The organism is Streptomyces sp. 11-1-2 (genome assembly GCF_003595545.1).
In the GTDB taxonomy this organism is placed as follows: Bacteria; Actinomycetota; Actinomycetes; order Streptomycetales; family Streptomycetaceae; genus Streptomyces; species Streptomyces hygroscopicus_B.
The window spans coordinates 1,451,070-1,465,332 of record NZ_CP022545.1 but is presented as its reverse complement, the minus strand read 5'-3'; the positions used below and the strand labels follow the sequence as shown (position 1 = coordinate 1,465,332).

General features: G+C 73.6%; 7 protein-coding genes. 6 read left to right on the top strand and 1 reads right to left on the bottom strand.

The features are described 5' to 3' along the window. The first annotated feature begins 49 nt into the window (after window positions 1-49). The 5 genes from CGL27_RS05950 (at window position 50) to CGL27_RS05930 (ending at window position 11,967) form a co-directional block, all read left to right on the top strand. Entirely contained in the window at window positions 50-3,262 is a 3,213-nt protein-coding gene (locus CGL27_RS05950; RefSeq protein WP_119985094.1) for a putative baseplate assembly protein, read from the top strand. Continuing rightward, on the top strand, window positions 3,259-7,224 hold the full coding sequence (locus CGL27_RS05945) for a putative baseplate assembly protein (protein WP_119985092.1): 3,966 nt from the start codon (window positions 3,259-3,261) through the stop codon (window positions 7,222-7,224). The genes CGL27_RS05950 and CGL27_RS05945 overlap by 4 nt, the downstream gene beginning before the upstream one ends. Then, complete coding sequence (locus tag CGL27_RS05940; protein WP_119985090.1) at window positions 7,221-9,398, top strand: hypothetical protein; 2,178 nt, start codon at window positions 7,221-7,223, stop codon at window positions 9,396-9,398. Before CGL27_RS05945 ends, CGL27_RS05940 begins: the two co-directional genes overlap by 4 nt. 83 nt (window positions 9,399-9,481) lie before the next feature. Beyond that, a complete protein-coding gene (locus tag CGL27_RS05935) occupies window positions 9,482-11,017 on the top strand; it encodes a DUF6519 domain-containing protein (protein WP_119985088.1) in 1,536 nt (511 codons plus the stop codon). Window positions 11,018-11,094: 77 nt separating this feature from the next. Beyond that, a complete protein-coding gene (locus tag CGL27_RS05930; protein WP_119985086.1) occupies window positions 11,095-11,967 on the top strand; it encodes a peptidoglycan-binding protein in 873 nt (290 codons plus the stop codon). Between the two features lie 46 nt (window positions 11,968-12,013). Here CGL27_RS05930 and CGL27_RS05925 read toward each other — a convergent pair whose 3' ends face one another. Next, entirely contained in the window at window positions 12,014-12,643 is a 630-nt protein-coding gene (locus CGL27_RS05925) for a TetR/AcrR family transcriptional regulator (RefSeq protein WP_240450369.1), read from the bottom strand. A 265-nt stretch (window positions 12,644-12,908) separates the two neighbouring features. Between CGL27_RS05925 and CGL27_RS05920 the strand changes: the two genes are divergently transcribed. Continuing rightward, a complete protein-coding gene (locus tag CGL27_RS05920) occupies window positions 12,909-14,222 on the top strand; it encodes a UDP-glucose/GDP-mannose dehydrogenase family protein (RefSeq protein WP_119985082.1) in 1,314 nt (437 codons plus the stop codon). Window positions 14,223-14,263 lie beyond the last annotated feature (41 nt).

Genomic DNA, 14,263 nt, shown 5'->3' with positions numbered 1-14,263 from the left:
AGGAAGCCCGCGCGGGGAAGCGGGCCAGGACTGAGCGGGAGGGAGGGGCATGAGCCAGCGGACCGCCGGGTCACGGCGCGACCTCATCAGGGCCGCCCATCTCAACGGGGTCGACGCCGTCGAGGTCGGGGACAGTACTGAACAGGGCACCACCCTCACCGTCACCTTCCTCGGCAAGGCCCCGCACGGCCTGTGCCTGGAGAACGTACGCATCGACGGTGGCCGCCGGATCACCGGCATCGAGGTCCTCGAGATCTCCGTCGAGCGCGAGGAGGACCCGGAGCTCGACGACAAGCTGTACGTCACCGTCGACCGGGCCGGGGACACCTCCGCCTACCGGCTCTCCATCGTGGACACCGATCCCTACGGGCGGCCGGGCACCGAGCCCTTCCCCGGCTTCGACCAGCGGTATTTCTCCGCCGAGTTCACCTTCCGGCCCGACTGCCCCACCCCCTTCGACTGCAAGGAAGAGGGCGGCGACCTCCCCGCCACCTTCCGGACCGCGCCCGCCCCCGTCATCGACTACACCGCACGCGACTACGACACCCTCCGCCAGGTCGTCCTGGACCGGCTCCGCCTGACCACCCCCGACTGGATCGAGCGCAACGCCGCCGACCTTGGGACCACCCTGGTCGAGCTGCTCGCCTACACCGCCGACCAGATCAGCTACCAGCAGGACGCGGTCGCCACCGAGGCGTATCTCGACACGGCCCGCCGCCGGGTGTCCGTACGCCGCCACGCACGGCTCATCGACTACGCGATGCACGACGGCTGCAACGCCCGCGCCTTCGTCACCGTGGAGACGGTCGAGCCGCTGACCCTGGACGCGGGGGAGTACCGCTTCGCCGCCGTCGACGTCCGTACGCTCGGCCCGCTGGACCGGCCGGACATCGGGGCGGTGCTGGACGACCGGGAGCTGGCCGTGCTCGATGAGCGCGGATCGGTGGAGGTGTTCGAGCCCGTCGTCACCGATCAGCCCCTGCACCTGCGGCCGGAACACCACCGCATCCGCCTGTGGACCTGGGGTGGCGAGGTCTGCTCGCTGCCCGCGGGCGCCACCTCCGCCACGCTGCGCGACGCGTGGGCCGACGAGGAGTGCGCGACCCGCACGATCGACCTGCGCCCGGGCGATCTGCTGCTCTTCGAGGAGGTGCGGGGGCCGCGCTCCGGAACGCCCGGCGACGCCGACCCGTCGCACCGGCAGGCCGTGCGCCTCACCTCCGTCACCCCCGCCGTCGACCGGCTCGCCGAACAGCCGGTGCTGGAGGTCACCTGGGCGCGGGAGGACGCGCTGGCCTTCCCGCTGTGCCTGGCCACCCGGGGCGGTAGGGACTGCGAGCCCATCGAGGACGTCAGCGTGGCACGCGGCAATGTGGTGCTCGTCGACCACGGGCGCTCGTTGACCTTCTGCTGCGGCACACCGGAGACCTTCACCGTGCCGCCCGTCCCCGCCGTCGTCGGCTCCTGCGAGCCGCCCGCCTTCGGCTGCTTCGACAAGGACGCAGGGAACGCGCCCGCACGGCTCATCGACGCCCTGCTGGACCGGACCCGCCACGGGCGGCCACTGACCGCCGACGACGTACGGGAGCTGTTCACCACCGTCGGCCTCGAGGCGACCGGCCGGGCCGGGATCGGCCTGGAGTCGGCCGGGCAGCGGCGCGAGAAGGTCGTGCCCGGCACCGCGTACGCCCAGGCCGAAGCCCTGCGGACACTTCTCGCCCAGTCCGTCTACCCGGGGATCGTGCCGCGCTTCAGGCCCGTACTGCACCAGGCGCCCGTCACCCAGGCCGTGCCCTTCCCCGAACCACGCCATATCGCCGCCGGACAGGCCGAGCACCTGGCCGCCATCCCGGGGCGGGTGCGGCAGCGGCTCACCGAGCTGTGGCGCAGCGCCCGCGACCGCGACGGGCTCTCGGACGAGGAGATCGCCGAGCTCACCGTCCTGTTCGGGCTGCGCGTCCTGGAGCGCCTCCAACTGGCCCGCCACCCCGTCCGCGCGCTGCGCGAGCTGCTGCACCGCCGCGACCGGCCGCTCGACACCAAGCTGAGGCGCCTTCGCGCACTGACCGCCAGGGCCCGGGCGGGCACCGTCCTGGACGGGCACATCGCCTGGGAGATCGCGCACAGTTGGGGCCGGGCGTACGCGGCCGGGCTGCGCCCCGGGGACCCGGTGCTGCACGGGCCGGCGGCCGCCCTCGTCCAGGATCCACGGGCCGCGCTCCCCGCCGTACGGATCGAAGCCGACGGCGAGACCTGGACACCGCGCCGCGATCTGCTGGGCTCCGGCCCCCGGGACCGCCACTTCGTCGGGGAGCTGGAGGACGACGGCCGCATCGCGCTGCGCTTCGGCGACGGCCGGTACGGCGCCGAACCGGCGCCCGGGGCGCGGCTCGCGGTCCACTACCGGGTCGGCGGCGGCACGGCGGGCAACGTCGGCCCCGAGGCCATCAACCACCTGGTGCTGTGCCGGGATCCGGAATCGCGAGGAAAAGCCGCCACCGGGCAGCCCATGCCCGTGGCGGGTGTACGCAATCCGCTGCCCGCCGTCGGCGGCACCGAGCCCGAGCCGGTCGAGCAGGTCCGCCAGCTCGCCCCGCTCGATCTGAAGCGCACCCGGCACCGGGCCATCACCGCCGAGGACTACGCGGCGCTCGCCTCCGGGCTGCCCGGAGTGCAGCGCGCGGCGGCGGAGATCCGCTGGACCGGCAGCGTGCAGGAGGCGCACATCGCCATCGACGCGTACGGGACCGGGGAACCGCCCCCCGCCCTCCTCGACTCGGTCGCGCACACCCTGGAGGGCTACCGCCGGATCGGACACGACCTGGTGGTCGGTCCGGCCCGCGCCGTGCCGTTGGACATCGCGCTCGCGGTGTGCGCCGCGCCCGGGCATCAGCACGGGCAGATCCTCGCCGAGCTCTACCGGGCGCTGGGCAGCCGCCGGGTTTCCGGCGGGCGGCTCGGCTTCTTCCACCCCGACGCCCTGACGTTCGGCGAACCGGTGCGGCTCAGCCGGTTGGTGGCCGTCGCCGCGGCGGTGCCGGGGGTACTGAGCGTCGAGGTCACCCGGTTGCGACGGCTGTGGCACGAGGGGCTGGAGGGACCGAAGGGGCCCGATGGCGGTACCTCGTACGAGACCACGCACGGCGAGGCGCTGGAGGACGGCATCCTGCGCCTCGGCCCCCTGGAGATCGCCCAATGCGACAACGACCCCGACCGGCCCGAGAACGGCCGCCTGGTCATCGAGCTGAAGGGGGCCCGATGAGCGACCACCCCGACCACCCCGGCCACCACCCCGGCCACGTCCGCTCCGACGCCTGTGCCTGCGGCTGCGGCGGCCACGACGAGCGCCGGGCCCCCGCGGCCCCGCACAACCCGCCCGGCCGCACCGCCCTGGACTATCGCGTCGGCGACTACGGCACCTTCCTGGCCGCCATGCTCGACCGGCTCGCCTCGCCCGCCTACCCCGCGCTGCGTGGCCTGACGGTGCGCACCCCGGACGACCCGGCCATCGGACTGCTGGACGCCTGGGCGGTCCTGGGCGACCTGCTGACCTTCCACTCCGAGCGGATCGCCGACGAGGGCTATCTGCGCACCGCCCATGACTACCGCTCGCTCGCCCTCCTTGGGCGGCTGGTCGGGCATGTGCCACGGCCTGGCGTGGCCGCCGACACCCACCTCGCGTACACCCTGGACCGGGATCCGCGTGCCGAGGACGTGGTGGTGACGATTCCGCGCGGGGCCATCAGCCACAGCGTCCCGGCGGCCTCCGACGAGGAGTCGCAGACCTTCGAGACGAGCGAGGACCTGGCCGCCCGCTGGGCCTGGAACGAACTGGCGGTGCGCCGCCGCCGACCGGCCCTGATCGGCGGCGGCGACCTGCGGCGCCGTTCGGAGCTGCTGGTCTCGGGGACCTCGCTCGGGCTGACCGTCGGGGACAAGCTGCTCTTCGTCTTCGGCGGGACGGCGGAGTCCGGGAGTGGCGGTCAGCAGCTGCTGCCGGTCGCTCGCGTGACCGTCGACCGCGATGAGGACGTGACGGCGATCGGGCTGCCGGATTCCGCCCCGCCGTCCCTCAAGGAGCTGGTGGACGAGGTACGCCGGTGGATCACCGACCCGGAGGCGGGCGAGGACCCGGACGACCGGGGGGACGCCGAGCCCGCGCCCGACCACCCCAATCCGCGTCCCGTCAGCCGTCTGATCGAGGAGTTCGACGCGCAGGTGCTGGCACCGCTGCGAGCCGACCTGGACGGGATCACCACGCCCGCGCAGCTCGCCCGGCGGCTCGCCGAACCGCATGACCGGCTGGCGGAGGCGCAGGTGCTGGCCGCCCCGTACGAGGAGGTCGCGGCCTGGTTCGAGCGGCTGGAGGCGGTGATCGGCCAACTGCGCGAGCAGGCGGGGGAGTTGGACTCCTCCGGGCCCGGCGAGGTGCGGCTGAGGTCTCAGCTCGCCGAGGACCGGCCCGCGGCCGACAGCGCCCCCGGGACCCCCGGCTTCGCCCCCGGGAGCGACGGCTTCGGGGCCAGGACCTACGCCACCGGTGCCGCTCACGGTTCCGCAGCCGTACGCGCGCTCGGCGCCGTTCTCCCCGCCCTGCGCACCCGCGTCGTACGGCCCCCGTCCGGCGCCCGCTCCACGGCGGCGCACGATCCGCGGCGGCTCTTCGGGCCGGGCTCCGACCTGGCCGCCGGGCTGCTGTCCGCCCTCGACCCGAGGGTGGCGAGCGGGATGTACGCGGCCTGGCGCCGGGCCGCCCCGGCCGTCACCGCCGCGCCGGGGACCGTCCCGCTCCTGCGCGAGCTGCTGGCGATGCGGGTGACGGCCGCGCCCTTCGGGGCGATGGCGCCGCTCAAGCCGGTGCAGGACGACCGGGGCCGGGTCATCCGGCAGACCGACTGGCCGCTGACCGGCGGTGAGCTGACCGCCGTACGGATCGTGTACGACACGGCGGGCAAGGTGCCGGTGAAGGCGGAGTTCCAGCACATCGAGACCGGGACGTCGTGGCAGCGTAGCGAAAACCTGCCGCAGAGCGCCGAGTTCGACCTCGGCCCCGGGAAGGTCCAGCTCTCCACTCGCCTCGGCCAGGACCATGACCTGGGCTGGCTCAGAAGCCGTCCCACCGACTCGCAGGAGCCCGGTGTCACCGCCACCCTGCTGCCCGGACTGCCCGCGCTCACCCTGTTCGTGTCCCGGCCCGCCGAGGACGGCCGGGTGCATGTGGTCGTGGACAACGGAGAGACCCAGCAGTGGATGCTGAGCCGTGGCGAACCCCCGAAGCAGATCACCTACGGCTCCTACGAACTGACGCTGCGGTTCACCCCCGGCAGTGAGCCCCCGGCCGTCGAGATCGGCATCGCCACCGTGCCGGAGCCCGCCAACCGCTATGTCCTGCCGCTGGATTCGGTCCAGAACTCCATCACCGTCGGGAGCTGGGTGGCCGTCGAGCGCCCCCGCAAGGGCTCCGGCGAGCCGGACGGCATCCCGGGCGACAAGAACCTCGCCTTCGTCACCACCCGCGTCGTCGCCGTGCGCACCGCCGCGTACACCAACTACGGCATCACCGGCCGCGGCACCCAGCTCACGCTCGCCGACCCGTGGCTCGACGAACACGATGTGGTGCTCTCCGCGATCCGCGACACCACCGTGCACGCGGGCGGTGAGCCGCTGCGTCCGGCGGACGAGCCGCTGGGCGAGGACGTGCACGGCAACGAGATCGAGCTCGCCGAGCTGTACGACGGGCTGCGGCCCGGCCGCCGGATCATCGTCTCCGGTGAGCGCACCGACATCCCGGGTCCGGCCGGTCCGGGCGGCCCGACGGGGGTCCGGGGCACGGAGCTGGCGGTGATCGCCGCCGTGGACCAGCGCGTCGACCCAGAACTGCCCGGCGACCACGTCCACACCACCCTCACCCTCACCGCCGACCTGGCCTACCGCTACCGCCGGGAGACGGTCCGCGTCCAGGGCAACGTGGTGCCCGCCACCCACGGCGAGAGCCGTGACGAGGCCATCGGCAGTGGCGACCCCGCCCTGGCCAACCAGACCTTCGCGCTGTGGCAGTCGCCACTGACCTGGCTCCCCGCGGACAACCCGCTGGGCGCCACCCCCGCCCTCGACATACGGGTCGACGGGCTGCTGTGGCACCGGGTGGACAGCCTCGCCGGACGCGGACCGCACGAGCGCGTCTACGTCACCGGGACCACCGGCGACGGGCGCACCACGGTGACCTTCGGCGACGGGGTGCACGGCGCCCGGCTGCCCAGCGGCCACGAGAACGTACGGGCCCGCTACCGCTTCGGTACCGGCAAGGCCGCCAACGTCCCCGCGGACCGCGTCACCCAGGCCCTGACCCGGCCCCTCGGTGTCACCGCCGTCACCAACCCGCAGCCCGCCACCGGCGGCGCGGACGGCGACGGCCCGGGGATGACCCGGCGCACCATCCCGCTCGCGGTCTCCGCGCTCGACCGGCTGGTCTCCCTCCAGGACTACGAGGACTTCGCCCGATCCCGCGCGGGCATCGGCCGGGCCCTGGCCCGCGAACTGTTCGACGGGCGGCGCAAGGTGCTCCAGGTGACCGTGGCCGGGGTGGACGACGCGCCGATCGGCGAGGACGCGGAGGTGCTGCGCGCCCTGCGCACCTCGCTGGCCGCCTACGGGGACACCCGGCTGCCGGTCCGGGTGGACGTGCGCGAGCTCGTGCTGCTGGTGCTGGTGGCGCGGGTGAAGGTGGCGCCGGACCACTCCTGGGAGCTGGTCGAACCCCGGCTGCGCCAGGCCCTGCTGCGCGAACTCGGTTATCCAGGGCGCGAGTTGGGGCAGCCCGCCGTGCTCTCCGAGGTCCTGGCCACCGCGCAGTCGGTGCCCGGTGTGGACTATGTGGACGTGGACGCCTTCACCGGCGTCCCGGCCTCCAGCACCCCGCAGAAGCTGGCCGACCTGGCCGGCCGGCTCACCGAGCCCAGCGCGGTGGTCCCGGCCCGGCCCGCCGAGTACGCGGAGGACACCTACCGGGTCACCGCCACGGACGGCGAGACGCTCACCGACATCGCCGCACGCCATGGCATTCCGCTCGCCGAACTGCTGCGCCTCAACCCCGACATCACCGACACCCGTCGGCTCGCCAAGGGCCGCTCGGTGTCCGTCTTCCGTGGCATCCGCCCGGCGCGGCTCGCGCTGCTCTCACCCGATGTCCCGGACACGCTGATCCTTACGGAGGTCACCTCATGAGCAGGGAGCCGGACGGGCTCGCCGAGCTGCTTCCGCAGTGGCATCGCCTCAGGGACGCCGAGGCGGGCGAGCCCCTGCGCGCCCTGCTCGCCGTGCTCGCCGAGCAGGTCGATCGCGTACGCGAGGGGGCCGAGCGACAGTACGACGACTGGTTCGTGGAGACCGCCAGCGCATGGGTGCTGCCCTACCTCGGCGATCTGGTGGGCTACCGCCCGCTGCCCGGCTACGAACGGGTCCTGGCCACCGGGCTGCGCGACGGCGGACCGCCGGACGCGTCCCGGGCGCGGCTGGCCGAGGCACTGGCGCCGCGCGGCGACGTCGCCGCCACCGTGGCGGCCCGGCGGCGCAAGGGCACGCTCGCGCTGCTGGAGGAGCTCTCCGCCTCGGTGGCCGGATGGCCCGCCCGCGCCGTGGAGTTCTCCCGGCTCACCGCGCACCAGCAGCCGGTCAAGCTCTACGGCGGGACGGGCGGCGCGGCGGCGGACCTGCGCAGGCTCTCCCGGGGCCGGCTCGCCGATCTGCGGGACGGGGCGGCGCTGGACCTGGCGGGCGGGCCGTTCGGGACGGTGGCGCGCTCGGCGGACGTACGGCGCGCGGGCTCCCGCCGCAGGCAGGGCGGCCACACCCCGGCCGGGGTCGGGCTGTTCGTCTGGCGGCTGAAGCCGTACCAGGTGACCAAGGCGCCCGCGTACTGCATCGACCGGGCCCGCAACCTCTACACCTTCTCGATCCTCGGCAATGACATCCCGCTGGTGACCCGGCCCGAACCCGAGCCGTCCGCGGCCCACATCGCCGCCCTCGACAATGTGCCCGCGTACATCGGCCGCCGGCAGCTCGCGGACCATCTCCTCGACTATTACGGGCCCGGCAAGAGCTTCACCATCTGGCGGGACGGCCACGACGAGCCCGTGCCGCCGTCGGACATCGTGGTGGCCGATCTGACGGACTGGCGCTACCGGGCCAAGCGCGGCCAGGTGGTCATCGACCCCGAGCGCGGCCGGATCGTCTTCGGCTCGCGCGCGGCGCCGCGCCATGGCGTCTGGGTCACCTACCACTACGCGTACGCCGACGACATGGGCGGCGGGGAGTACGAGCGGGACGACCGCGAGACCTCCCCGGCCGCGGAGGTCTACCGGGTCGGGCCGGGCTGCGCCCATCAGCGGATCATGGACGCCTACCGGCAGTGGCAGCACGACCGGCGGGGCGGGCGTTGCGGCCCCGAGGGCATCATCGAGATCACCCACAGCGGCGCCTACCAGGAGCAGCTCGACTTCGACCTGGACCCGGGCGACCGTCTCGAACTGCGCGCCGCCGAGGGCACCCGGCCGGTGATCCGGCTGCTGGACTGGTACAGCAACCGTCCCGACGCGCTCAACATCCGGGCGCGGGAGGAGACCGAGCACACCGGTGGCCAGGCGCCGCGCATCGTCCTGGACGGGCTGCTGATCGCGGGGCGCGGCCTCAATGTCACCGGGCCGGTCGGCGCCGTGGTGCTGCGCCACTGCACCCTCGTGCCCGGCTGGTCCCTGGAGCCGGAGTGCGAGCCGCGCTCGCCCGACGAGCCCAGCCTGGTGCTGGAGCGCACCACCGCATGCGTCCAGATCGAGCGCAGCATCCTCGGCACCATCGAGGTCATCGGCGAGGAGGTGCACACCGACCCGCTCGCCCTCCACATCCGCGACTCCATCCTGGACGCCACCGGACACGACCGCCCGGCGCTGTCCGCCCCGGACTGCCGCCACGCCCACGCCGTACTGCACGCCCACCGCACCACCGTCATCGGCGAAGTGCACACCCACGCCGTACAGATCGGCGAGAACAGCCTCTTCGCCGGGCGGATGCACGTGGCCCGGCGCGGTGTCGGGTGTCTGCGGTTCAGCTATGTGCCGCCGGGCTCGCGCACCCCGCGCCGCTACCGCTGCCAGCCGGATCTGGTGGGGGCCGAGGAGGCGTGGCGGGTGCGGCCGCTGTTCAGCGGCGAGCGGTACGGCACACCGGTCTACGGGCAGTTGGCGGCCGGATGCGCGGAGGAGATCCGCCGGGGCGCCGAGGACGGCGCCGAGTTGGGCGCCTTCCACGATCTGTACCAGCCGCAGCGCGAGGACAGCCTGCGGGCGCGGCTCGCGGAGTACGCCCCGGCGGGCACGGACGCGGGAGTCATCGCCGTGACATGACCCGACGTGACACCGACACCCCGGCCCGCTCGTCCGGGCCCCCGCCCGCCAGACTTCCGAACCTTTCGAGGGGGACCCCTTCCATGCACGCCGATCTCTCCCGTCTCACCTTCCGGCCCGACCGGCGCTACTCCGCCGTCGTCGCCCAGCAGGGCCGCGTACAGCTCGACGCCGACGCCAACGAGCAGACCGCGATCCAGCTCCACCAGGCCCGTACGCTGGCCGCCGACCTGATCGGGCAGCACGGCGGCCCGGCCGGGGACGCCGGATTCCACATCACCTTCAAGGGCGGCAGCCGCGATCTGGACGACCTGATCATCGAGGGCGGCCGCTACTACGTCGACGGCATCCTGTGCGACGCGACCCGGCCGCTGCCCGGTGTGCCGGTCGACGACGAGGCGACGGACGGGGCCACCGGCAAGGAGGGCGAGGCCGACGCGCCCGAGCCGGACGAGCCGCCCGCCACCTGGACCTACTGGGACCAGCCCGACGCCTACCGGGACCCGGAGCGGCCGGGCGACCGGCTGCCGGAGCAGCGTCCGTTCCTGGTCTGCCTCAAGGTGTGGGAGCGGTCGGTCACCGCGGCCGAGGACCCGGCGCTGCGCGAGGTGGCCCTCGGCTCGGCGATGCCGGACACGGCGGCGCGGGTCAAGGTGGTCTGGCAGGTGCTGCCGCTGGCGGGCTCGGCCCTGGAGCTGGAGAACCCGGAAGGGGCGAGCAAGGACCAGGTGGGCAAGGCGTTCGAGGCGTGGGCGCGGAAGGCGTCGGCGCCCGGGTCCCGGCTGGCGGCCCGTGGCGAGCGGCCGGAACACGCGGATGAGGACCCCTGCCTGGTGCGGCCGGACGCCCGCTACCGGGGGCCGGAGAACCAGCTTTACCGGGTGGAGATCCACGAGGGCGGTACGGCGAAGGAGGCTACCTTCAAATGGTCCCGGGAGAACGGCTCGGTGGTCTTCCCGGTCGATGAACTCGACGGCACCTGGGTGGAGTTGGCGTCGCTGGGCGGCGACGACAAGCTGGATCTGGGCGTCGGGGACCTGGTGGAGTTCGTGGACACGGCCTACACCAGCCGGGGTGAACCGCTGCCGCTGCTGCGGGTGGAGGAGGTCGACCTGCCGGGGCGGCGGGTGCGGCTGTCCGGTGAGCCGGAGCCGGGCGTCGGACGCCGCCCGGAGCTGCGGCCGTTCCTGCGCCGCTGGGACCACCGGGAGAGCGCCCGGCGCCCGCGCAAGGGCGCTGCGGCGCGGCTCAAGCGCGGTGCGCTCAAGGTCGTGGAGGGCCGCTGGCTGTCGCTGGAGGACGGTGTCGAGGTGTACTTCGCCGCCGATGGCGCCTACCGCTCCGGGGACCACTGGCTGATCCCGGCCCGTACCGCCACCGGCACCGTGGAGTGGCCGGTGAACGCGGCCCGCACCCCGCTGCTCCAGGCCCCGGCCGGGATCCAGGTGCACTACGCGCCGCTGGCGTGGGTGACGGCCGAGCAGGCGGAGCTGGACCTGCGGATGGTGTTCGGGCCGCTGGCCACGCCCGCCCCGGCCGCGGACGCGCGGGCGCTCGCGGCGGAGGCCGAAGCGGAGGCCGAGACCAGGGCCGGCGAGGACGCCGAGCCGGAAGCGTAGGCCCGGTCCGGAGCCGATTGAGTTCCGTGACCGTGGCATCCGTACATCACCATGCCGCATCCCTGAGGAGCATATCCATGGCCACGCCGCTCACCGCCGACCGTCTGCTCAAGGCGCTTCGCGACGAGGGACTGGAAGTTCATGAGTACCGCGACTGGCGCACTCACAACCGCAACTCCAAGGGCCCCTGGGGCCCGGTCAACGGGGTGATGATCCATCACACCGTCACCAAGGGCACGGACTCCTCCGTGGAGCTGTGCTACGACGGACACTCCTCGCTGCCGGGGCCGCTGTGCCACGGCGTCATCGACAAGGCGGGCGCGGTCCACATGGTCGGCCACGGCCGCGCCAACCACGCGGGTCTGGGCGACAGCGATGTGCTCAGAGCCGTCGTCGACGAATCCGCGCTGCCGCCCGACAACGAGGCGGACACCGACGGCAACCGCCACTTCTACGGCTTCGAGTGCATCAACCTCGGCGATGGCGAGGACCCGTGGCCGGAGGCGCAGAAGCTGGCGATCGAGAAGGTGTCCGCGGCCATCTGCCGCGCCCACGGCTGGACCCAGCGGTCGGTGATCGGCCATCTGGAGTGGCAGCCGGGCAAGATCGACCCGCGTGGTTTCACGATGGACTCCATGCGCGGCCGCGTCGCCAAGCGGCTCGGCGCCAAGCCGGACGGCCCGGCCCCCAAGCCGCCCGCGACCTACGAGCCGTTCCCGGGCGCCGACTTCTTCCGCACCGGCCGCGAGAGCAAGATCATCACGGCGATGGGCAAGCGGCTGGTGGCCGAGGGCTGCGGACGCTACGAGGAGGGCCCGAGCCCCGAGTGGACCGAGGCGGACCGCAAGTCCTACGCGGCCTGGCAGCGCAAACTGGGCTACTCCGGCGATGACGCGGACGGCGTCCCCGGCAAGACCAGCTGGGACAAGCTGCGCGTGCCGAACGTCTAGCCGCGGCGCCGGTTTCCCCTGCCCCGGGGGCGGAGCGAGGAGAGGGTCAGCGGTCCTCGCTTCCGCGCCCGGGGCAGTCCGCGTCCAGCAGCGGATCGATACCGGCCCGCAGGAAGCGCAGCAGGGTGTCGTCCGGCGCGGCGGCCAGCGCCGGTGAGCGGATGGCCAGCCGCAGCAGGGTGATGCCCATCAGCCACGCGGCCAGCAACTCCGCCCGCAGCTCGGCGTCCTCGCCCTCCAGGCGCCGCGCGAACCCTTGCGAGAACACCTCGGTGATCTCCTCGCGCAGCCGCCCCACGGTCTCCTCCCGGCTGGAGGAGCGGAGCTTGGTCAGCAGCGGATGCGGGGCCTCTTCCTCGGTGGGCCCCATCGAGACAACATCGCAGATCCACGCCGACACCTCGTCCAGCGGCAGATGGCGCAGCGGTTCGAACAGGCCGGTGCTGGCCGACACGGCGTCGAACAGCGCCTCCTTTGAGCCGAAATAGCGGTAGACCAGGGCGGCGTCCACCCCCGCGTCCTTGGCGATGTCGCGCACGCTGCAGCGGTCGTAGCCGTACCTGGCGAAACGCAGCGCGGCGGCCCCCAGCAGAGCGCTGCGCGTGCCCGCCGCGTCGTATTTGCGGGCCCGCGGGGGGAGATCGTCGCACCCTCGCGGGTCGCTTGCCCGGTTCACCTGTCGTACCTCCGCCTGGACCGTGCCGTACATGCTGCCGGTTCAGCCTCGCATGTCCAGAAGTCATCCACTGTTGTCATCACTTGTTGACCAAGATCGGGGTCAACGCGTTATGTTTTGTCAACGCGTGGTGACTTTGGTCGCCGGCTCGCGCGGTCCCGGCCGGACGAGGGTGTCCGGCCTGCTCGTCTCCCGAGCGGGCGGCCGCCGGGCCGACCCTTGCCACGTGCCCGCATCTGACCCCCAGCAGAAGTGGTGAACCCCTGTGCAGATACGACGCGTGGCCGTGGTGGGCACCGGATACGTCGGACTGACCACCGGCGCCTGTCTGGCCACCCTCGGCCATCGAGTGGTGTGCGCGGACACCGACCGCCACAAGGTGGAGCGGCTCCGGCGGGGCGAGGTCGACATCCTCGAGCCCCGCCTGCCCGAACTCGTCCGCGAGGGACTGGACTCCGGTCGGCTGGAGTTCACCCCCGACACCCGGGCCGCGGTCGCCGACGCCGACGTGGTGTTCCTGTGCCTGCCGACCCCGATGGGCGTCGGCGGCGCCGCCGACCTGGCCGCCGTCGAGGCCGTGGCGGACCAGATCCGCGACGAACTGCCGCACGGCAGCGTGGTGGTCAACAAGTCCACCGTGCCCGTCGGCACCGCCGAGCGCGTCGCCGCGCTGCTGGACCGTCCGGACGTGGCCGTGGTGAGCAACCCGGAGTTCCTCCGGGAGGGTTACGCGGTGCGCGACTTCCTCCACCCCGACCGCATCGTGGTCGGCGCCGCGGACCAGGACGCGGCACGGCGGGTGGCCGGCCTCTACGCCGGGCTCGACGCCCCGCTGGTGCTCACCGACGCCGCGGGCGCCGAACTCGCCAAGTACGCGGCCAACTTCTTCCTGGCCATGAAGCTCTCCTTCGCCAACAACCTCGCCACGCTGTGCGAGCACTTCGGCGCGGATGTGGACGATGTGCTCGCGGGCATCGGCCACGACCCCCGCATCGGCTCGGCGTTCCTCCGGCCGGGCCCGGGCTGGGGCGGCTCCTGCCTGCCCAAGGACACTCATGCCCTGCTGACGATCTGTCAGGAGTCGGGCGTGGACTTCCCGCTGCTGGGCGCCACCATCGAGACCAACGTCGAGCACCAGCGTCGGCTCGTCGAGCGCGTGGTGGCCGGGTGCACACCGGGCGACGGCTCGCTGCACGGCGTACGGCTGGCCGTGCTGGGCCTGGCCTTCAAGGCGGGCACCTCCGATCTGCGCGACTCACCGGCCCTGGCCATCGCCCGGCTGCTCAAGGAGCGGGGCGCCGAGCTCCACGCCTACGACCCCGCCCTCAGCGAGACCCGCCCCGACCTCAGCGATCTGCTCACCCTCGCCGACACCCCCGAGGAGGCCCTGAGGGGAGCGCGCGCCTGTCTCGTCCTCACCGAGTGGCCGGAGTTCCGCGACCTCGACTGGGAGCAGATCGCCGGACTGCTCGGCTCCCCGCACGTCTACGACTTCCGCAATCTGCTCGACCCGGACCGGCTCCGCCGCGCCGGGCTGACCTGCGAGGGCATCGGCCGCACGCTCGCGATGTCGCGCTGACCGCCCCACCGACCCCCTCTCGCCGTACGAGACCCTTCCCA